Genomic DNA, 18,909 nt, shown 5'->3' with positions numbered 1-18,909 from the left:
TGTCAGGCCACTCAGCCGGCGTCAGGGCGCGAAGGTGCCGGCGCCGGCAACGCCAGGCGCCCGCCCGTGCGCGCGACGACGTAACCGCGCGAGGCCAGCACCTGACCATCCGCCTCGCTGCCGTAGTGATAGAGCCGCAGTCGCGGGCGCCAGCTTTCCGGATACTCGCGCTCGATGTCGTCGATGCCGGTATGGGAGGGATTGCCGACCAGGCCGCAGTCGTGGGCGATCAACTCGTCACCGCCCGCCACCCGGGCGAGCACTTCGGGAATCGGGCGCGTATCGCCGGTGTAGGCGAAGCTGCCTGCCAGCGCCACGCCGTAGGACGTCCCGGCCATGTGATGGCGCGTGCCAAACACGTCGAACCACAGTCCATCCAGCCAGAATCCGCGCGTGCAGGTGACCAGCCGGAAGGCCTCCCAGAAATTGACGCCGCCCTCGGCCAGCACGTTCGGATAATCCGCCACGCGCGCCTGCAGCCACGGCATCAGCCCGGCATGGACGAACACCTTGGTGCGTCCCCGCCATGCCTCGTCGAACCACAGGCGGAAGAACAAGCGCTCCATGCCGCCGATGTGGTCCATGTGTGTGTGCGTGATGTACATCGCGCGGGGCGGCTCGCCGTAAGCGGCCAGGTAGCGATCCAGCGTGTCGGGACCGCAGTCGATCAGCAGCATCGGCTTGCCATCGTGCTCGAGCACCACGGCGGATGAGCCCAGCTCCACGGCATGCGCCGCACCGACACCCAGGAAATGCAAAGACCAGTTCATGCTCTCAGTGTGCGCTCATAGCGGTAAACCAGGGGCTTCCACAACGTTTCCTCGAAAGCCGGCTCGCCTTGTGCCGCGGCCCCAAGCTTGACTAGTGACCGCCGCAGCCGCAGCAGGTTCGCCTGTTGCCAGCTGTCCGCCGGCTCGCGTTGGCGGCCACGGTCGAAATCGATCAGGTAGAGCTCGTCGTCCGTGACCAGGATGTTGTGGGCGTTGAGGTCGGCATGCCAGATCCCCGCCCGGTGGAAACGCGCCACCAGCGCGCCCACCAGTTCGGCCATCTCGCCGTCCAGCCGTCCCGAGGCCAGGCATTCGGCCAGCGTCTGCGCGTTGGCGATGCGACGGGTGATCAGGTCGGCGGTATAGAACATGCCATGCCGGCGGTACCGGCAGGCCACGGGCGGCGCGCCTGGCAAGCCCAGCGCAGCGATGCGCCCGAGCAGGCGGAATTCCTTGAAGCTGCGCGTCAGGTCGGCGCCCTTCCACAGGTAACGGTCGCCCATCAGCCTGGCCACCATGCCCCCGCGCCGGTAATGGCGCAGCACGCATTCGCCGGCAGGCGTGTCGATGATGGCCACGCCGCCACGGCCGCCCGACTGCTGGCGCAAGCCGCCCCGCTCGCGCCAGGCCTCAGGCTCGAACCAATCGTCCTCGACTTGTGGCGACACCTCGGCGTCGAACAGAATCGCACCCGTGGCGCCTTCGCGAATTCGTTCCTGCATCGCCATCTGTACGTCAGACGCCCGCCCTGAGGCCCAAGTGCCGTGATTCTAGCCGAGGGCTGCCCTGATTCCATGCCACGCCCGCACCATCGGTCAGCCCATCCATGTCCACGCCCGCCTCGATCTGCATCCTGCGCACTTCCGCCATCGGCGACGTCACTCACGTCGTGCCGCTGGTGCGCACGCTGCAGGCCGCGTGGCCGCAGACCGAGCTCACCTGGATCGTCGGCAAGCTGGAAAGGAAGCTCGTCGGCGACCTGCCGGGCGTCCACTTCGTCACCTTCGACAAGGGCGCCGGGCTGGCCGGCATGCGCGCCGTCGGCGAGGCATTGAAGGGCCAGCGTTTCGATGCCTTGCTGCAGATGCAGGTCGCGCTGCGCTCCAACCTGCTCAGCCTGTTCATCAAGGCCGGCCGACGCGTCGGTTATGACAAGGCCCGTGCCAGGGACGGTCACGGCCTGGTGATCAACGAACGCATCCCCGCCCGCACCGGCGAACACGTGCTGGACGCCATGGGCAGCTTCTGCGAACCGCTGGGGCTGAAGCAGACGCAGGTGCGCTGGGACATCCCGATTCCCGAGGAAGCCCACGCCTGGGCCGCCGAACAGCTGCCGGGCGACCAGCCGACCCTGCTGGTCAGCCCCACCTCCAGCCACTCGCTGCGCAACTGGCGGCCGGAACGCTATGCCGCCGTGATGGACCATGCCGCCGCGCGCGGCTGGCGCGTAGCGCTGTCAGGCGGCCCGTCGGCCTTCGAACGCCGCATGGCCGATGCGGTGCTGGCGGCCTGCCGGCATGGGCCCCTGGACCTCACCGGCAAGGACACCCTGAAGAAAATGATGGCCCTGCTGGTGCGCGCCCCCATGCTGCTGACCCCGGATTCCGGCCCGATGCACATGGCCAATGCGGTCGGCGGCAAGGTGCTGGGATTGCACGCCGCGAGCAACCCGAACCGCTCCGGCCCCTATTCCGATCGCCGCTGGTGCGTGGACAAGTACGACGAAGCCGCGCTCGCCTTCCTCGGCAAGCCCGCCAGCGAGATCCCCTGGGGCGCCAAGATCGAAAAGCCGGGCGTGATGGACCTGATCACCGTCGACGATGTCGTCGAACGCTTCGAGGCCTGCGCCAGCCACCTGGGCCTGGCCTGAAAAACGAAACCTGTGGGAGCGCACCCTGTGCGCGACTGTCTCGCCGGGGCGTACAGCCGTCGCACACAGAGTGTGCCCCCACAAAGGTCACGCGCAGTTACTTCGCGCGGTAATCCTGGTAAGACTTCTCTTCCACCAGCTGCGAGCCCAGCTTGACGTTGATCTCGCGCTTCACCGCGGCGCGCTCGTCGTTCTCGAAATACACCGACCGCGCCAGCTCGATGAACTCGGCGTCGAACGCCTGGGCCTTTTCCTTCAGGCGGATGCGGTCCTCGATATCCCACAGCCTTTCGTTCACCGCCAGCAGCCGCGCACGCTCGGCGGCGATATCCGTTTTCGATGCCGTGTGGTCGGCCCAGGTGGCATTGAGCAGGTCCAGCTCGGTGCGGACGTTGGCCAGTTTGGCGGCGTCGGTGATCTGCCTGGACTTGATCTCCAGGATGGTGATCTTGTCGATCAGCTCGCCGTAGGAAACCGGAACTTGGATAAGGCTCATGGGAACTCCAGAAAAAGGAACGTTGTCCGGTGACGTGCCGGTCACGACGGCCGAGCGAGAAAGTGCTCATCATACGGGCTACGGCCCAATCATTCAGTCCATCATTCAGCATGTCGGGATAGACTGGTCACGCAACACCTTCCCAATGGAGAGAAAGTCCATGTTCACCCCCCGTATCGCCGTGTTGTCCCTGGCAGCCCTGATGGCCATCAGCCCGTTCGCTGCCAGCGCTCAGTCGCAGTCGCAGTCGGCGCCGCGCAACGGCGTGCTGGTCCGCAACGACGGCATCTACCTCCGCTGCGACCAGTGCGGCACGGTGGAATCCATCGACCAGAACATCACCCAGGGTAATGATCACAGCATGGCCGGCACCATCATCGGCGGCATCGCCGGCGGCGTGCTGGGCAACCAGGTCGGCAAGGGCAAGGGCAACACCCTCGCCACCGTGGCCGGCGCGGTCGGCGGCGGCTATGCGGGCAATCGCATCGGCGCCAACAGTGGCAAGCCGAACGCCAGCTACACCTTGCGCATCCGCATGGGTAATGGCGGCTACAGCAACATCACCGTGCCCGACGCCAGCGCCATCCGCGTGGGCGACATGGTGCAGATCGATCAGCAGGGCAACATCGCCCGCATCCAGTAAGCGGCGAACCCTTGGCCCATGAAAAAGCCGACCCTCACGGGTCGGCTTTTTTTTGTCGGGAGTCAGTGCCCGGATCGGCGCAGGCGCGCCTCGACATCGTCGAAAAAGGCGGGCGGCAGCACTGCCCTCACCGGCACCGACCACCAATGGGGCTGGGCGAAAGCGCGGCACTTCACGGCATCCTTCTCGGTCATCAGCACGGGCTGGCTGTCGCCGAACGAGAGGTCACCCGCCACGAATGCGTGATGGTCGGGGAACGGGTGCTCGATCACCTGCACCCCCTGGGAGCGCAGGCTGGCAAAGAAGCGCACGGGGTGCCCGATGGCGGCCACGGCGTGGACGGTCTGCCCGGTGAAATCCGCCAACGGCTGAATGTGGTCGTCGAGCAGGGCCCGCACGGTACCGCCCCGAAGCTCCATGGGCACGTCACCCGGCGCCACGGCGCCACCGTTGCAGACGCGAAAGCTCACCCTCTCCAGGCGCGACATCGGCTCGCGCAGCGGACCGGCCGGAAGCAGGCGTCCGTTGCCGAAACGCCGGACGCCATCGATGACGCACACTTCCAGATCACGGGCCAGCGCATAGTGCTGCAGGCCATCGTCGGCGATGACCAGGTCACAGCCAGCCGCCAGCAGCAGCCAGGCCGCGGCTGGCCGGTCACGCCCGATCGCTACCGGCGTGCCACTGGCCCGGATCAGGCAGGGTTCGTCGCCCACCCGGGACGGGTCCGGTACGTCGCCCAGCAGCAGCGGCTCTTTCTGCGTGCCACCGTAGCCGCGACTGACCACACCCGGCGTGTAACCGCGCTGGCGCAGCGCCTCGGCCAGAGCAATGGTCAGTGGGGTCTTGCCGGTGCCGCCGACGCTCAGGTTGCCAATGACGATCACCGGCACCGGCAGGCGCACTTGGCGCAGCACGCCGATGCGATAGAGGCCGCGCCGCAATGCCGTCAGCGCGCCGTAGAGCCACGACAGCGGCGTGGTCCACCACGGCGCTCGGGCCGTGCCATACCAAGCCGACTCGAGCCGTTCGGCAAGCGTCATGCGACGGCCTCAGTCACCAGGCTGGCTGTGGAACTGCATGCGGTGCAAGGCCGCGTACTGCCCGTCTTGAGCCAACAGTTCCGCATGCGTGCCACGCTCAACGATGTGGCCACGGTCCATCACCGCGATCTGGTCAGCGTGCTCGATGGTGGAAAGACGGTGGGCGATCACCAGCGTCGTGCGGTCGCGCATCAGGCCCTGGAGCGCCTGCTGGATCAGTCGCTCGGACTCGGTATCGAGTGCGCTCGTTGCCTCGTCCAGCACCAGGATTGGCGCGTTCTTGAGAATGGCACGCGCAATGGCTATGCGCTGCCGCTGACCACCGGAAAGACGGTTGCCGCCCTCGCCGATCGGACTATGGATGCCCTCGGGCATTCCCGCGATGAACTCCATCGCATGGGCTGCCTCGGCCGCGGCGATGATTTCCTGCTCACTGGCGCCGGCCAGCTCGCCATAGGCGATGTTCTCCGCCACCGTGCCATCGAACAGCACGACGTTCTGGCCCACCCAGGCAATCTGGTGGCGCAGCGAGTCCAGCGTGTAGTTCTCGTAGTTCTCACCGTCGAGCAGGATGCGCCCGCTGCTCGGCTCGTTGAAACGGGGCAACAGGCTGACCAGGCTGCTCTTGCCGCTGCCCGAGCGTCCCACCAGCGCCGTCACCGTACCGGGTGCGCAATACAGATCCACACCGGACAAGGCTTCGAAATCGCCGAGGGGATAAACCAGCCTCACGTCGTCGAAACGCAGGTCGCCCTTGGTGCGCTCGAGCAGCTTGGTGCCGCGATCCACTTCCGGCGGCAGGTCCATCAGCGAGAAAAGATTCTCGGCTGCCGCGATGCCCGTCTGCATATTGGACTGCACATTGGTAAGGCGCTTCAGCGACGACAGCATGCCGCCCATGGCGGTCAGCACGGCGATGAACACACCCGGCGAAATATGGTCGATCTGTGCCGGCCGCGACGCCAGGAACACCATGCCCGCGAGCGCCAGCGAAGCTACCGTCTGGATGGACGAGCCGGAGATGGCGCTGGTGGCGATGATCTTCATGTTCAGATAGCGCGCGCGATCGGATACCTGCTTGAAGCGGTCGTCGGCCTGCTTCTGCCCGCCATAGATGCGGACTTCGCGATGGGCCCTGATCATCTCGTCCACCGTGCCGGTGACCGAACCCATCATGCCCTGGATGCGCCTGCTGACCATGCGGTAGCGACGACTCACCGCCGAGGCGATGAGCACGATGGCAGGTACCAGGATCAGCAAGGCCGTCGTGAGGTATACGCTGTTGCGCAGCATGACCACGATCATGCTGATGACGGTGATGCTCTCCGTCACCGCCACCTTCAACGCATCAGTGGACGCGCTAGCGACCTGCTCGCTGGTATAGGTGATGCGCGAGACCTGGTGGCCCGAGTGTTCGCTGCCGAAGAACGATGCCGGCAGGCGCAGGTAGGCGGCGAACACATCGCGCTGCATGGATTGCACCACGTTGCGCGCCACGTAACCCATGCCGTAGTTGCTGATCAGGATGGCAACGCCGCGCACCGCGAAAATGGCGATGATCCACCACGGCATCCAGCGGATGAGGTACGGATCCTTCTGCTGCAGCAGCGTGTCCATGATCGGCCGCAACGCGCTGGTGAAGACGGCCAGCGCACCGCCGTCCACGGCGAAACCGATGGCGGCAATCAGTATCACCGGCCAGTACCGGCCGGAGTAGCCGAGCAAGCGCTTGTAGATCTGCCGGCTATGTGCGTCCCACAGGGCGACTTTCTTCTTGCCCTCGCTCATGGACCCGTGCCCGACTGGGTCGGCGTGGTGGCGATGGAAAGCTTGGTGAAGCCCAGCTGGCCCAGCGCATCCATGGCGGTGACCACGTTCTGGTGCGGCGTCATCGCATCCGCGCGGATGGTGACCTGACGCTCGCGATCCTCGCCGGCGACGTTGGCGATGGCCTGCTTGAGCGGCTCCACGCCTTCGCCATGGACTTCATCGCTGCCCACGAAGAAATGGCCGTCGCGATCCACCACGACGGTAAGCGCGGGCGCCTGCATGTCGCGTTCTTCCGCGCTGGCCTTGGGCAGCGTCACCTGCATCCGCGAATGCTGGATGAAGGTGGTGGTGAGCACGAAGAACATCAGCAGGGTAAGCAGCACGTCGATCAGCGAGATCACGTTGATCTCGAAATCGTCTTGCCGACGGTCGTTGCCGATACGCATGCGTCAGCTCGCGCTCGACTCGGTCGAAGCGACACGCGACGGACGGACGCGCGCCAGCTGGTCCATGGTCAGCTCATCGAGCAGCCCGGTCGCCTGCTTTTCCATTTCCACGCAGTAGCCGGCCACCTTGGAACGGAAATAACGGTGCAGCACGTAAGCCGGAATCGCCACGATCAGGCCCGTGGCCGTGCAGATGAGCGCTTCGCCGATGCCACCGGCCATCTTCATGGGGTCGCCCACGCCGCCGCGCATCACTTCCATGAACATGCGGATCAGGCCGATCACTGTGCCCAGCAGACCGAGCAGCGGGCCGATCAGGGCGATGGTGCCGAGCGTGTTGAGATAGCGCTCCATGCGATGGACGACATGGCGGCCAGTGTCCTCGATGCGCTCCTTGATGAGTTCGCGCGGACGGTTGCGCACGGCCAGCGCCGAAGCCAGCAGCTCACCCAGCGGCGAGCCGTTCGCCAGCGTCGTGAGGTGAGCCGGATCGAGCTGGCCCGAGCGGGCCCAGTTGCGCACTTCCTCGCCCAGGCCGGGCGGCAGCACCGATTTGCGACGCAGGGTCCAGCAACGCTCCAGCACGATCGCCAATGCAACCGCCGAACAGATCAGGATGGGCAGCATCGCCCAGCCACCAGCCATCAGGATTTCCAGCACAACGACTCCGGGCCGCTCAGATAGTCAGGAAGCACGCATCATAACAGTCTCGCCCAGCCGTTCCGCGGCGCGGGTGGCAGTTGCGAAAGTCGTGTGAATGGGGTCACGGATGGCCTTCGGCAAGCACGGGCGCCCCCCCCTGGATGTCATTCCCGCCAGTAGCGGGCTTGGCGCTGGCGCCAGGTTTCGGCGACGTACGGGGGCCGATCGGCAGGGACATCCACCTGAATGGCGCCGGATGTCGCCGTATTCAGCCAGGGCACGCCCGCCGCGTCGTAGCGCTGCATGACGGCGGCATTGGGGTGACGAAAGCGGCTGCGCCACCCGGCTGAGACCAGGGCAAGCACCGGCGATGTCGATTCGATGAATGCAGGACTGGAGGAGGTCCGGCTGCCATGATGCGGCACCGACAGCACCAGTGGCGGCCCCGGCGGCAGCGCCTTCGCCACCACGGGCTCGATCGCCGAGGTGATGTCTGCCGTCAGCAGCGCCCGGCCACCCGTCCCCTCCACCAGCAGCACGCATGACCGGTCGTTGGCAGGCGCGCCAGCGACGCCGGAGGGCAGCACGCTAACGGTGACGCCGTCCCAATGCCAGGCCTTGCCAGGCTCGCAGGAAGCCATGTCGATGGGCAGCCGCTCAGGCTCGCCGGAGATCCGCTCCGCTTCCGGAAAGGCGGCGGCCACGGCTGGCACACCACCCGCGTGATCGTTGTCGGCATGGCTGGCCACGAGCAGGTCCACGCGTCCGATGCCGAGCGCGTGCAGCGATGGAATCACGGCAGCCTCGCCCAGATCGAATTCCGAGGGATAACGCGCGCCCGCGTCGTAGACCAGCGCGTGATGCCGGGTGCGAACCAGCATGGCCAGGCCCTGTCCGACGTCCAGCGTCCACAGCTGGAATCCACCCGGCGCCGGCAACTCCTGCCTGGGCCACACCAGCGGCAGGAACAACAGGCAGCTCAGCCAGCGCATCGGCACGCCACGAGGCATGAATGCCCAGAGCGCGCCCAGTGTGGCGAGCAGCAGGGCCCAGCCGCTGACTTCGGGGAGGTACCAATGCGCGCCGGGCCACGTCGCCATCTGTTCGAGCAGCCACCATTGCGCATGGGCCAGCCACGCGGCACACCAGAACACCGGTTGCGCCAGCGGCGGACACAGCCCCAGCAGGATCATGCCGACCAGGGTCACCGGCACGATGACGAAGCTGACGAACGGCACCGCGATCAGATTGGACAAGGCGCCCACCAGCGAGGATTCACCGAAGAACCACATCGTGAGCGGCAGCAGCGACAACGTCATCACCAGCTGGCCCGCGGACAGTTCGTGCAGGAAGCCACGCAGCCCCCTGCCCTGCGTTGTCATGCAGGCCATCAGGAACGCCACGCCGATGAAGGATAGCCAGAACCCCGCCGACAACACCGACAGCGGATCGAACAGCAGCACGGCAACCAGTGCAAGGGCCAGTGTCTGCGGCCCGGTCGGGTGACGCCGCGAACAGCGCGCGAGCGCCACCACGCCGATCATCAGCAGCGTTCGCACCGTCGGCAGCCCGAACCCGGCCAGTGCGCCGTACACGCCCGCAGCCAACATGGCCATGGCCGATTGCGCCTGAGAACGCGGCAAGTGCCATCCCAACCGTGGCAACAACAGGTACGCCAGGCGCGCGAGCCACACGCCGAACAACGCCGCTACGCCGACGTGAAAGCCGGAGATGGAGATCAGATGGGGAATGCCGTTGGCGCGCGCCACTTCCCAGTCGTGCTGACTGAGGCCACGGATGTCGCCTACCGAAAAGGCCTGCAGCAAGGCCGCATCGTGTGGATCGGCCACACGCGCGGCAATGCCGCGGCTGATGGCCTGGCGAATGCCATTGATGCAAAAGCCGGGATCGCCAGACAACGCGCCGTCCGCTCCGCTGCGCACATACCCCACCGCGGCGATGCCACGCTCAAGCGCACTGCGCTCACTGTCCGAGCCGCCCGGGTTGAGCATCCCACGCGGGCGCTTGAGTCGCAGGATCAACTGCCAGCGACTGCACGGCCGAATGTCGGGAGCGCCGTTGTACCAGTTCACCCGCACGCGCCCGCGCAAGGGCACCGGCTTCACGCCGAAGAAAGCCTCTTCCACGTCCAGCAGGAAGCCGGTGGCGTCACTGCGCGCCAGAGGCAGATCGACCACGCGTCCGACGACGCGAACATCCTGCCCTTCCAACTCACGCGGCAAGCGCGCGTCCATGGCTGCACCGCCGCGCCAGCACGCCCAGGCGACACCCAACAGCCCCCATGCCAGCGCCCTGCCATACGGACCGCAGCGCGACAACGCCAGTGCAACGAGAGCACATGCTCCACAGAACCATGCCCCGGGAAGCGCGACCCACCACTGCACGAGCAGCACGCCGAGCAGCAGCATCACTGCAGGCACCAGCGCACCGTCCTTGCCCACCCGTTGTCCCCCCGTTGGTGAAAGGGAACAGCGTAGTCAGTGCTGGAAGGAGACGTCGCCGAAAAACGTGTAGGCGTCAACGAAAGACGCCGCCCTCAGGCGGCGTCGGGATCAGGCGAAAACCTTCTCGACCAGCTCGCCGTTGTGCAGCTCCAGCGTGCGATCCATGCGCTGCGCCAAGCGATGATCGTGCGTAACGAGGATGAAGCTGGTACCGATCTCGCGATTCAGCTCCAGCATCAGGTCGTAGACCTGCGCGGCGTTGATCTCGTCCAGGTTACCGGTGGGCTCATCGCCCAGCACCACGGCCGGACGCGTCACCAGGGCACGGGCCACCGCGCTGCGCTGACGCTCGCCGCCGGACAGCTCCGCCGGCTTGTGATGCAGGCGCTTGGCCAGGCCTACACGCCCCAGCAACTCGGCGGCCTGGCGCTCGGCCTCGCTGATGGACACGCCGCGGATCAGCAGCGGCATGCACACGTTTTCCAGCGCGGTGAATTCCGGCAGCAGGTGATGGAACTGGTAGATGAAGCCCATCGAGCGGTTGCGCACGCGACCACGCTCGGCATCGGAAAGGCTGGAAAGGTTGCGCCCCTCCACTTCCACCTCGCCGCGCGTCAGCGTATCCAGCCCGCCGAGGATGTGCAGCAACGTGCTCTTGCCCGAGCCGGACGCGCCCACGATGGCCAGCGTCTCGCTGCGCTTCAGCGTGAAGCTCACGCTGGACAGCACGTCAGTCTTGAGGTCGCCCTCTTCGTACGTCTTGGCAATGTTGCTGGCGCGCATCACCACGCCGTTGCTGGTATTCATCGGCTTATTCATAACGCAACGCCTGCGCAGGCTGGGTGCGCGACGCACGCCAGGCGGGATAAAGAGTGGCCAGCAGCGAGAACAGGAAGGTGATCAGGGCCACCCAACCCACGTCGCCGGCATCGAGTTTGCTCGGCAGCTCGCTGATGTAATAGACGTCCGGCGAAAGGAAGGTCACACCGGTGACGTGTTCGATCCATTTCACGATACCGGGCAGCTTCCACGAAAGCAGCGAACCCAGCGTGACGCCGAAACCGATGCCGACGAAACCGACCAGCACGCCCTGCACCATGAACATGCCCATGATGCTGCGCGGCGTGGAACCCAGCGTGCGCAGAATGGCGATGTCCGCCTGCTTGTCCGTCACCAGCATCATCAGCATGGAAATGAGGTTGATCACCGCGACCAGGATGATCAGCGAGAGGATGATGAACATCACCTTCTTCTCCATGGAAATCGCGGAGAAGAAGTTGGCGTGGCTGTCCATCCAGGTATCCACGCGGTAGACCTGTCCCAGCTGGTCGGCCAGCTCGCGTGCCACCTCGCGTGCGTTGAACATGTCGTCCAGCTTCAGGCGGATGCCGGTCGGGCCGCCAAGGCGATTGAGCCGCTCGGCATCGGTCATGTTGACCAGGGCCAGGCCGGAGTCGAACTCCTGCATGCCCATCTCGAACACGCCCGACACCGTAAACGTGCGCAGGCTGGGCACGCTGCCGGTAATCGGCGAGGACTGGAACGAAGGCACCGCGACGATGACCTTGTCGCCCACCGACACACCCAGCTGCAGCGCCAGCTCGCGGCCAAGCACCACGTTCCAGCTGCCTGGAACCAGCGTGCCGAGCTTGCCCTCGACCATGTGCTGGTCGATATCCGACACCTTGGGCTCTTCCGCCGGCTCGATGCCGCGGATCAGGCCGCCGGTGGAGCGGCGGGCCTGGAAGAAGGCTTCCGACTCCACATAGGGCGCAGCGCCCTTCACGTGTTTGTTCGCCTCGGCGATCTTCACCGCGCGGGGCCATTCCTCCACCGCCTGCCCCGGCATGCCCGACACGGTGGCATGTGAGATCGCGCCCAGGATGCGCGAACGAAGCTCGTCATCGAAACCGTTCATCACCGACATCACCGTGATCAACGCGGTCACGCTGATGGCGATACACACGATGGACACGGTGGAAATGAAGGAGATGAACTGGTTGCGACGCTTGGCGCGGGTGTAACGCAGGCCGATGAAAAGCTCTAGCGGTCGGAACATTAGGGCGGTCGCTTGTGGGGTTCGAAGGGCTGGCCGCCCGAATGGCAGGGATTATCGCTTGTAACGCGGCCAAACCGTAGGACCGCGTTCAGCGGCCGGAGTGCCCGGCTGCTTCGACCTGCGCCAGACGCATGCGCAGGCGGCGCCGGATGTCGGCATCGCTGTTGTCCGGGGCCAGCAGCAACAAGGCCTGGCGCCGCCCGGTCAGGGACAGTCGCAGCCATACGATCTTCTCGCCAACCACCCGGAACGAGGCCAGGGTCGCCACGGCATCCTCGCCGGAACGCATGCGCAGGCTCCAGCTGCCGTCACGCGCCCAGCCGGCGGCTTCCACCGCCTGATCCGAGAAACGCTTCCGCGCCCGCCAGCAGGCCAGCGGCACGCCCATGGTGACGACCAGCTTCGCCGGCCACGGTACGGCACTCAACCACGTCGCCAACAGGGCGAGCAGGGATACGAACAGCAGCAGACGGCCCAGCCAGCGCGAGGGCCGGCATTCAAAGCCGATGGCGGGCGCGGATGTCATCGATGATGGCCTGCCAGTCCGGGCGGGTCGCCTGGGCATGCCCCATCACCCAGTCCCACAGGTCCGGGTCCTGCACGTCCAGCAGTTCGTCGAACGCCCGGCGCTCGGCCTCGTCGGCATGGGGGTAGCGCTCGTCCAGCCAACCGCCAAACAGCGCATCGAGCTCGCGGGTGCCGCGACGCACGCGCCAGCGCAGGCGTTTCTCCATCGCATCCTGGCTCACGGCGCTGCCCCGGTTGCGGTCATGGCCACGGTTCGGGATTCAGGCATGGGGTTGTCCTCGCAGCGTCGCTTGTAGAAATGCAGGATGGTGTTCGCTGCATCCCCCACCAGCAGCCGCGCCAAGGGCACAGCGTACCAGTTGAACTGCGTGGTGACACGGTAACTCACCTGGATGGACAGCCGCGTACCGCCCTGCTCCGGGTCCAGCTGATAGGACGTATCGACCAGGTCGAAATACTTGCCGCCGACCTGCACATGCTCGTCCAGCGCGCCCGGGGGTATGGAGTCGGTCGCGAAACGGTAGGTCCAACGGATCAGCCGGTTTTCCTGCCAGGCCACGATGGGCTCGTCGAAGTGCACGCCCTTCTGCCAGCGCAGCTTGCGCACGCGCCCATCGGGCGACGCCACGGTCAGTGCGGACACCGGATAAGGCACGCCGATGCGCCAGGCCAGCCCCTGGGCCATTTCGTCCGGCTGGATGCCTTCGGCGTCGTTGATGAGGTGCCAGATCTGCGCGGGCGGCGCGTTGATATGCACGCTGGCGGCAGTGACGCGCGTGGCGTTGGGCAACGGCAATTCGCGCTCGCCATAGCCCAGCATCAGCGGCACCAGCAGCACGAAGCAAAAATGACGCGCACGCGGCACCGCCGCCTTCAGCACGGCGAACATGAGCACGCCGCCGATGGCGCTGAGTATCATGAAAATAGGTGCGGCGAGCAGGATGCAGATGCTGCCCTCGATAGCGGTGAGCGCGCTCAGCAGCAGCACCAGCATCATGGGGATACAGGGCGAGAAAATCGCCTTGGGCCAGCTCATGTTGGCCCGGTCCACGTAGACCATGAGCATGCCCACAATGAAGGGCGTCAGAAACAGAAACGACATCAGCATGGCGCCGCCCGCATGCGGCAGTGCCGACTGCAAGGGCGCGTACAAACCAAAGGCCAGGCGGACCAGCATGCCGTAGGCGGTCGATATGCCGATCGCCAAGAGAAAACGCCCGTCTTTCGACGGGCGTTTCGGCATGACTTCCGGCGGCGACGTTACATCCTTGTCGTTCATGGCATGTCCCTGGTGGATGCCAGCCGTGAAAAAAAACCCCGCCCGATTGGGCGGGGTCGTCACTCAGGTACGACGCTCGACGATCAGCTTCTTGATCTCCGCAATCGCCTTGGCCGGGTTCAGGCCCTTCGGGCAGGTGCGGGCGCAGTTCATGATCGTGTGGCAGCGATACAACTTGAACGGATCTTCCAGATCGTCCAGGCGGGCACCGGTGTCTTCGTCGCGGCTGTCCACGATCCAGCGGTAAGCCTGCAGCAGGATAGCCGGGCCGAGGTAACGGTCACCGTTCCACCAGTAGCTCGGGCAGCTGGTCGAGCAGCACGCGCACAGGATGCACTCGTACAGGCCGTCGAGCTTCTTGCGGTCTTCCGGCGACTGCAGGCGCTCGCGATCGGGTGCGGCGCTCTGCGTGCGCAGCCACGGCTTGATCGAGGCGAACTGGGCGTAAAAGTGCGTCAGATCCGGCACCAGATCCTTCACCACCGGCATATGCGGCAGCGGGTAGATCTTCACGTCGCCGGAAGCGCAATCGCTGATGGCCTTGGTGCAGGCCAGCGTATTGGTGCCGTCGATGTTCATGGCGCACGAGCCGCAGATGCCTTCGCGGCACGAACGGCGCAGCGTCAGCGTCGGGTCGATTTCGTTCTTGATCTTCAGCAGGGCGTCCAGAACCATCGGACCGCACGCGGCGAGGTCAACCTCGTACGTGTCGATGCGCGGGTTCTGGCCGTCATCCGGCGACCAGCGATAGATGCGGAACGTCCGCGGCTTCTTGGCGTCCTTGGCCGGGAAGTTCTTGCCCGGCTGGACCGTGGAATTCTTGGGTAGCGAAAACTCTGCCACAGTGGCTCTCCAGTCCGGGTATCAGTAAACGCGCTTCTTCGGCGGGACGACTTCGACATCGCTCGTCATGGTGTACATGTGCACCGGACGGAAATCGAAGCTGGCCTTGCCGTTCTCATCGACCGCCACCAGCGTGTGCTTCTGCCAGTTGTGGTCGTCGCGCTCCGGGAAGTCCTCGCGGGCATGAGCACCGCGGCTTTCCTCGCGCTGGGCCGCCGAGTACATGGTGGCCACGGCCTGGTCGAGCAGGTTGGCCAGTTCCAGCGTCTCGATCAGGTCGGAGTTCCACACCAGCGAACGATCGCTGACGCCCACGTCCTTGAACGACTCACGAACCTTGGAGATCTTCTCGCAGCCTTCCTGCAGGGACTCGCCGGTACGGAACACGGCGGCGTCGGACTGCATGGTGCGCTGCATTTCCGCACGGATCTTCGCGGTCGGCTGGCTGCCCTTGGCGTTGCGCAGGCCGTCGAAGCGGGCCAGCGCCTTGTCCAGCACGCTGGCCGGCAGGTCCTTCTGCGCCCCGCCCGGGGTGACGATCTCCGCGCAGCGGTTCGCCACCGCACGGCCGAACACCACCAAGTCGAGCAGCGAGTTGGAGCCCAGGCGGTTGGCGCCGTGCACCGACACGCAGGCCGCTTCGCCGATGGCGAACAGGCCCGGCACGACGGCGTCGACGTTGTCACCCTGCTTCTGCACCACTTCGCCGTGGTAGTTGGTCGGGATGCCGCCCATGTTGTAGTGGACGGTCGGGATCACCGGAATCGGCTCCTTGGTCACGTCCACGCCGGCGAAGATGCGCGCCGACTCGGCGATGCCCGGCAGGCGCTCGTGGATCACTTCCGCGCCCAGGTGCATCAGGTTGATGTGGATGTGGTCCTTGTGTTCGCCCACGCCGCGGCCTTCGCGGATTTCCATCGTCATGGCGCGGCTGACCACGTCACGCGACGCGAGATCCTTGGCGTTCGGCGCATAGCGCTCCATGAAACGCTCGCCGTTGGAGTTGGTGAGGTAACCACCCTCGCCACGCACGCCTTCGGTGATCAGGCAGCCCGAACCGTAGATGCCGGTCGGGTGGAACTGCACGAACTCCATGTCCTGCAGCGCGAGGCCCGCGCGCAGCACCATGCCACCACCGTCGCCGGTGCAGGTATGCGCCGAGGTGGCGCTGAAGTACGCGCGGCCGTAGCCGCCGGTCGCCAGCACCACGGCCTGGCCGCGGAAGAAGTGCAAGGTGCCTTCGTTCATGTCCAGCGCAAGCACGCCGCGGCACACGCCCTCTTCGTCGAAGATGAGGTCGATGGCGAAGTACTCGATGAAGAACGTGGCGTCATGCGCCAGCGCCTGCTGGTACAGCGTGTGCAGGATGGCGTGACCGGTACGGTCGGCCGCGGCGCAGGTGCGCTGCGCGGTGCCCTTGCCGTAGTGCGTGGTCATGCCGCCGAACGGACGCTGGTAGATCTTGCCTTCCTCGGTACGCGAGAACGGCACGCCGTAGTGTTCCAGCTCGATGATGGCCGGAATCGCCTCGCGGCACATGTACTCGATCGCATCCTGGTCGCCGAGCCAGTCGGAGCCCTTGATGGTGTCGTAGAAGTGGAAGCGCCAGTCGTCCTCGCCCATGTTGCCCAGCGCGGCGGAGATACCGCCCTGCGCCGCCACGGTGTGCGAGCGCGTCGGGAACACCTTGGTGATGCACGCGGCCTTGAGGCCCTTTTCGGCCAGGCCGAAGGTGGCGCGCAGGCCGGCGCCGCCGGCACCGACCACGATCACGTCGAACTTATGCTGTTGGATCTTGTAGCTTTCCATGGAATCAGGCTCCCAGCGCCACGCGCAGCACGGCCATCAGCGTGGCCAGCGTGCCGAGCACTGCAATGAACTTCACCAGCACCAGGAGGGCGACTTCCTTCCAGCGCGTATGCACGTAGTCTTCGATCACGACCTGCAGGCCGAGCACCGCGTGCCAGCACATGGCGAGCACGAAGGCCACCATCAGCAGGGCATTCCAGGGCTTGGCGATGATGCTGCGCGCCGTTGCATAGTCGGAGTGCAGTGCGCCCAGCACCGTCACCACGAACCAGATGCTGAGGAACACCAGCGCGGTGGCGGTGACGCGCTGCGTCCACCAATGGCCCACGCCGGACTGTGCCGAGCCGAGGCCGCGGGCGCGCTTGAGGGGATTGCGCAGCTGGCTGCGCACGTCATGCTGCTGACCGTTGGCGCTCATGCAGCACCTCCACAGGTGAACACGTAAGCCCACACGATGACGGTCAGCACAATGCTGCCGATGATCGTGAGCCAACTGGAACGGACGAACTGCGGGATGGCGTAGCCCATGCCGCCATCCTGGAACAGGTGACGGATGCCGTTACACAGATGATAGAAGAGTGACCAGGACCACCCGAACAGCAGCACCAGACCAATCGGGCTGCCGATGCAGGTCTTGAACTGGTTATAGCTGTCTTCGCCGCTGGCGAGGGACAACACCCCCCACAGCACGAGCAGGGTTCCGACGGAAAGGGCAATGCCGGTAGCGCGGTGCACGATGGAGGTCACCATCTGCACTTGCCACTTATATATGCCCATGTGGGGAGAGAGCGGTCGTTGCGTGTCTGCCATGGCGGCTATCCTGGGTGGAATCGCTGATGCCCTATACCGCCCTTCCCTTACCCGACGACGCCGGCGCGGAGCCGGCGCGGCGCGATCAGAAGTCGATACAGCGCCCGTTCTTTTCCCAATCGCCGTAGCGGGTGGGATCCGGGGCCGGTTTCTCCGACGAAGTCTTTCCCGCTGCCGGAGCGGCAGGCACGGGCGCCTGTTCCGCAGGAGCGGAAGCGGGCTTGGACTCGGTTTGGGAGGACGTATCGGACATGGTGTTTGAAAGCCGTAAAAGCGTAATACCTGCGTTAATGCAGCACAACCTTGACGGCGGTGCGCGGGTCTGCCAGTAGGGTCGCCAGACCTTGCATCTCCCGCCCCCAGCCCTTACCTCGCTCCCCTATGACGACAGATCACCCCGCCCAGATCCTTCTGCTCGAAGGCGCCGACGCCACTGCGTTCGCGCAGGCCCAGTTCAGCAGCAACGTCCAGTCGCTCGGGGTCGGCCGATGGCAATTCGGCGCATGGCTCGACGCGCAGGGCCGTGTGCTCACCCTGTTCCACCTTGCACGACTTGCCGACGACACCCTGCTATTGCTGCTGCGCGGCGGCGATGCTGCCGCCATGGCGCAATCGCTGCAGCGCTTTGCCTTCCGTTCCAAGGTCAAGCTCAGCGTGCCCGAACCCCGCTCCCTTGGTGCCGGGCCGGCGGTCGAGACTTACGCTGTCCATCGTGAAGGCGATGCCTACGTGTTCGGTTGCGGCGATCACAGCATGACCGTCGGGACAACGCAGCCGGATGACGCATGGCGACTGCCGCAAGTTCGCATGGGCTGGCCGTGGCTGCCGCATGACGTGCCAGGCAAGCTGCTGCCGCAATCCCTCTCGCTTGAACGACTTGAGGCCGTCGCCTTCGACAAAGGCTGCTATCCCGGCCAGGAGATCGTGGCACGCTTGCACTACCGCGGCGGACTCAAGCGACATATGCATTGCGTCGTATTGTCGCAGCACGTAACCGAAGGCACCGTGCTGCACCGTAACGGCGAAAACGGCATCCAGTTGCTCGATGTCGTGACCGATGATGCAACCGTTATCGCTCTCGCCGTCATAGACGATGGTCTGGTGAGTGCGATCGAAAACACGTCGGATCTAGACACCGATGAAGGCGTCTCCCTGCGCGTCACGGAGAGCTGGCCCGCATGATGAAAACGGCGTTGCGCAAGGATTCACGATCAAGATGACAATGTGAGCGAGGCGTGAACCTGAACTGCCAGGCACTTGCCAGATCGGAAACTGGCCACTAGGCTCCGCCAACCAATTCGACGACGCCCCACTGCCCGAGGGTGTCGACATACGCGACGAACCGGAGGGGTCCGGATCGGCGCGACCCGGCAGAAATGCCGGTGTACATACCGCCCCATGCGCGGTCAGAAGTTGCAGGCACGAGGTCGTTTAGT

At 65.5% G+C, this 18,909-nt stretch carries 21 protein-coding genes; 3 read left to right on the top strand and 18 right to left on the bottom strand.

Features of this window, described 5'->3' with window-relative positions:
- Positions 1 to 11: 11 nt before the first annotated feature.
- Together HY57_RS10605 and HY57_RS10600 are read right to left on the bottom strand one after the other, a co-directional pair.
- Positions 12 to 770, bottom strand: coding sequence for an MBL fold metallo-hydrolase (locus HY57_RS10605; RefSeq protein WP_019466037.1), 759 nt, complete (start codon positions 768 to 770; stop codon positions 12 to 14).
- Positions 767 to 1,498, bottom strand: coding sequence for a 3-deoxy-D-manno-octulosonic acid kinase (locus tag HY57_RS10600; RefSeq protein WP_019466036.1), 732 nt, complete (start codon positions 1,496 to 1,498; stop codon positions 767 to 769). The genes HY57_RS10605 and HY57_RS10600 overlap by 4 nt, the downstream gene beginning before the upstream one ends.
- A gap of 98 nt (positions 1,499 to 1,596) precedes the next feature.
- On the opposite strand from HY57_RS10600, the gene HY57_RS10595 reads away from it, so the two are divergent.
- Positions 1,597 to 2,640, top strand: a complete 1,044-nt coding sequence (locus HY57_RS10595; RefSeq protein ID WP_019466035.1) for a glycosyltransferase family 9 protein — start codon at positions 1,597 to 1,599, stop codon at positions 2,638 to 2,640.
- 97 nt (positions 2,641 to 2,737) lie between these two features.
- Here HY57_RS10595 and HY57_RS10590 read toward each other — a convergent pair whose 3' ends face one another.
- Positions 2,738 to 3,136 carry a DUF6165 family protein gene (locus HY57_RS10590; RefSeq protein WP_019466034.1) on the bottom strand — a complete coding sequence of 133 codons (399 nt, stop codon included), beginning with the start codon at positions 3,134 to 3,136 and terminating at the stop codon, positions 2,738 to 2,740.
- 160 nt (positions 3,137 to 3,296) lie between these two features.
- On the opposite strand from HY57_RS10590, the gene HY57_RS10585 reads away from it, so the two are divergent.
- Positions 3,297 to 3,779: a glycine zipper 2TM domain-containing protein gene (locus HY57_RS10585; RefSeq protein WP_019466033.1), complete on the top strand. Its 483-nt coding sequence runs from the start codon at positions 3,297 to 3,299 to the stop codon at positions 3,777 to 3,779.
- Between the two features lie 62 nt (positions 3,780 to 3,841).
- Here the strand turns inward: HY57_RS10585 and lpxK are convergent, their stop codons facing one another.
- From lpxK to HY57_RS21210, 15 genes are all read right to left on the bottom strand, one after another.
- Positions 3,842 to 4,822 carry a tetraacyldisaccharide 4'-kinase gene (gene lpxK / locus HY57_RS10580; protein WP_019466032.1) on the bottom strand — a complete coding sequence of 327 codons (981 nt, stop codon included), beginning with the start codon at positions 4,820 to 4,822 and terminating at the stop codon, positions 3,842 to 3,844.
- Positions 4,823 to 4,831: 9 nt separating this feature from the next.
- Positions 4,832 to 6,610, bottom strand: coding sequence for a lipid A export permease/ATP-binding protein MsbA (msbA, locus tag HY57_RS10575; RefSeq protein ID WP_019466031.1), 1,779 nt, complete (start codon positions 6,608 to 6,610; stop codon positions 4,832 to 4,834).
- A complete protein-coding gene (locus HY57_RS10570) occupies positions 6,607 to 7,038 on the bottom strand; it encodes an ExbD/TolR family protein (protein WP_019466030.1) in 432 nt (143 codons plus the stop codon). The genes msbA and HY57_RS10570 overlap by 4 nt, the downstream gene beginning before the upstream one ends.
- Before the next feature lie 3 nt (positions 7,039 to 7,041).
- Positions 7,042 to 7,698: a MotA/TolQ/ExbB proton channel family protein gene (locus HY57_RS10565; RefSeq protein WP_019466029.1), complete on the bottom strand. Its 657-nt coding sequence runs from the start codon at positions 7,696 to 7,698 to the stop codon at positions 7,042 to 7,044.
- A 146-nt stretch (positions 7,699 to 7,844) separates the two neighbouring features.
- Positions 7,845 to 10,142: a DNA internalization-related competence protein ComEC/Rec2 gene (locus HY57_RS10560; protein ID WP_019466028.1), complete on the bottom strand. Its 2,298-nt coding sequence runs from the start codon at positions 10,140 to 10,142 to the stop codon at positions 7,845 to 7,847.
- Positions 10,143 to 10,253: 111 nt separating this feature from the next.
- Positions 10,254 to 10,964: a lipoprotein-releasing ABC transporter ATP-binding protein LolD gene (lolD, locus tag HY57_RS10555; RefSeq protein WP_026034057.1), complete on the bottom strand. Its 711-nt coding sequence runs from the start codon at positions 10,962 to 10,964 to the stop codon at positions 10,254 to 10,256.
- Complete coding sequence (locus HY57_RS10550; RefSeq protein ID WP_019466026.1) at positions 10,957 to 12,204, bottom strand: lipoprotein-releasing ABC transporter permease subunit; 1,248 nt, start codon at positions 12,202 to 12,204, stop codon at positions 10,957 to 10,959. Before HY57_RS10550 ends, lolD begins: the two co-directional genes overlap by 8 nt.
- 88 nt (positions 12,205 to 12,292) lie before the next feature.
- Positions 12,293 to 12,730, bottom strand: a complete 438-nt coding sequence (locus tag HY57_RS10545) for a protein YgfX (protein ID WP_019466025.1) — start codon at positions 12,728 to 12,730, stop codon at positions 12,293 to 12,295.
- Positions 12,702 to 12,938 carry a succinate dehydrogenase assembly factor 2 gene (locus HY57_RS10540; protein ID WP_019466024.1) on the bottom strand — a complete coding sequence of 79 codons (237 nt, stop codon included), beginning with the start codon at positions 12,936 to 12,938 and terminating at the stop codon, positions 12,702 to 12,704. The genes HY57_RS10545 and HY57_RS10540 overlap by 29 nt, the downstream gene beginning before the upstream one ends.
- Before the next feature lie 11 nt (positions 12,939 to 12,949).
- Entirely contained in the window at positions 12,950 to 14,011 is a 1,062-nt protein-coding gene (locus HY57_RS10535) for an SRPBCC family protein (protein ID WP_019466023.1), read from the bottom strand.
- A 63-nt stretch (positions 14,012 to 14,074) separates the two neighbouring features.
- Positions 14,075 to 14,854 (bottom strand): succinate dehydrogenase iron-sulfur subunit, encoded by a 780-nt coding sequence (locus HY57_RS10530; protein ID WP_019466022.1) that lies wholly within the window; start codon positions 14,852 to 14,854, stop codon positions 14,075 to 14,077.
- A gap of 21 nt (positions 14,855 to 14,875) precedes the next feature.
- Positions 14,876 to 16,663, bottom strand: a complete 1,788-nt coding sequence (sdhA, locus tag HY57_RS10525; RefSeq protein WP_019466021.1) for a succinate dehydrogenase flavoprotein subunit — start codon at positions 16,661 to 16,663, stop codon at positions 14,876 to 14,878.
- Positions 16,664 to 16,667: 4 nt separating this feature from the next.
- On the bottom strand, positions 16,668 to 17,081 hold the full coding sequence (gene sdhD / locus HY57_RS10520) for a succinate dehydrogenase, hydrophobic membrane anchor protein (protein ID WP_019466020.1): 414 nt from the start codon (positions 17,079 to 17,081) through the stop codon (positions 16,668 to 16,670).
- Positions 17,078 to 17,473, bottom strand: a complete 396-nt coding sequence (gene sdhC, locus HY57_RS10515; protein ID WP_026034055.1) for a succinate dehydrogenase, cytochrome b556 subunit — start codon at positions 17,471 to 17,473, stop codon at positions 17,078 to 17,080. The genes sdhD and sdhC overlap by 4 nt, the downstream gene beginning before the upstream one ends.
- Before the next feature lie 85 nt (positions 17,474 to 17,558).
- Positions 17,559 to 17,726, bottom strand: a complete 168-nt coding sequence (locus HY57_RS21210) for a DUF1674 domain-containing protein (RefSeq protein ID WP_081500684.1) — start codon at positions 17,724 to 17,726, stop codon at positions 17,559 to 17,561.
- A 128-nt stretch (positions 17,727 to 17,854) separates the two neighbouring features.
- Here HY57_RS21210 and HY57_RS10510 point away from each other — a divergent pair, with 128 nt between their 5' ends.
- Positions 17,855 to 18,655 carry a YgfZ/GcvT domain-containing protein gene (locus HY57_RS10510; RefSeq protein ID WP_019466018.1) on the top strand — a complete coding sequence of 267 codons (801 nt, stop codon included), beginning with the start codon at positions 17,855 to 17,857 and terminating at the stop codon, positions 18,653 to 18,655.
- Positions 18,656 to 18,909: the final 254 nt, after the last annotated feature.

The organism is Dyella japonica A8, assembly GCF_000725385.1.
Taxonomy (GTDB): Bacteria; Pseudomonadota; Gammaproteobacteria; order Xanthomonadales; family Rhodanobacteraceae; genus Dyella; species Dyella japonica_C.
The sequence above is the reverse complement of the archived record's forward strand: the minus strand, read 5'-3'. Positions and strand labels throughout refer to the sequence as shown.

Excerpts from the sequence above, each read along its gene's own strand:
- HY57_RS10605 (WP_019466037.1), bottom strand. The coding sequence starts at position 770 with ATGAACTGGTCTTTGCATTTCCTGGGTGTCGGTGCGGCGCATGCCGTG.
- HY57_RS10595 (WP_019466035.1), top strand. The coding sequence starts at position 1,597 with ATGTCCACGCCCGCCTCGATCTGCATCCTGCGCACTTCCGCCATCGGC.
- HY57_RS10535 (WP_019466023.1), bottom strand. The coding sequence starts at position 14,011 with ATGAACGACAAGGATGTAACGTCGCCGCCGGAAGTCATGCCGAAACGC.
- HY57_RS10570 (WP_019466030.1), bottom strand. The coding sequence starts at position 7,038 with ATGCGTATCGGCAACGACCGTCGGCAAGACGATTTCGAGATCAACGTG.
- HY57_RS10600 (WP_019466036.1), bottom strand. The coding sequence starts at position 1,498 with ATGGCGATGCAGGAACGAATTCGCGAAGGCGCCACGGGTGCGATTCTG.
- sdhA (WP_019466021.1), bottom strand. The coding sequence starts at position 16,663 with ATGGAAAGCTACAAGATCCAACAGCATAAGTTCGACGTGATCGTGGTC.
- lolD (WP_026034057.1), bottom strand. The coding sequence starts at position 10,964 with ATGAATAAGCCGATGAATACCAGCAACGGCGTGGTGATGCGCGCCAGC.
- HY57_RS10550 (WP_019466026.1), bottom strand. The coding sequence starts at position 12,204 with ATGTTCCGACCGCTAGAGCTTTTCATCGGCCTGCGTTACACCCGCGCC.
- HY57_RS10545 (WP_019466025.1), bottom strand. The coding sequence starts at position 12,730 with ATGACATCCGCGCCCGCCATCGGCTTTGAATGCCGGCCCTCGCGCTGG.
- HY57_RS10510 (WP_019466018.1), top strand. The coding sequence starts at position 17,855 with ATGACGACAGATCACCCCGCCCAGATCCTTCTGCTCGAAGGCGCCGAC.
- HY57_RS21210 (WP_081500684.1), bottom strand. The coding sequence starts at position 17,726 with ATGTCCGATACGTCCTCCCAAACCGAGTCCAAGCCCGCTTCCGCTCCT.
- HY57_RS10590 (WP_019466034.1), bottom strand. The coding sequence starts at position 3,136 with ATGAGCCTTATCCAAGTTCCGGTTTCCTACGGCGAGCTGATCGACAAG.
- lpxK (WP_019466032.1), bottom strand. The coding sequence starts at position 4,822 with ATGACGCTTGCCGAACGGCTCGAGTCGGCTTGGTATGGCACGGCCCGA.
- HY57_RS10540 (WP_019466024.1), bottom strand. The coding sequence starts at position 12,938 with ATGGAGAAACGCCTGCGCTGGCGCGTGCGTCGCGGCACCCGCGAGCTC.
- sdhC (WP_026034055.1), bottom strand. The coding sequence starts at position 17,473 with ATGGCAGACACGCAACGACCGCTCTCTCCCCACATGGGCATATATAAG.
- msbA (WP_019466031.1), bottom strand. The coding sequence starts at position 6,610 with ATGAGCGAGGGCAAGAAGAAAGTCGCCCTGTGGGACGCACATAGCCGG.
- HY57_RS10585 (WP_019466033.1), top strand. The coding sequence starts at position 3,297 with ATGTTCACCCCCCGTATCGCCGTGTTGTCCCTGGCAGCCCTGATGGCC.
- sdhD (WP_019466020.1), bottom strand. The coding sequence starts at position 17,081 with ATGAGCGCCAACGGTCAGCAGCATGACGTGCGCAGCCAGCTGCGCAAT.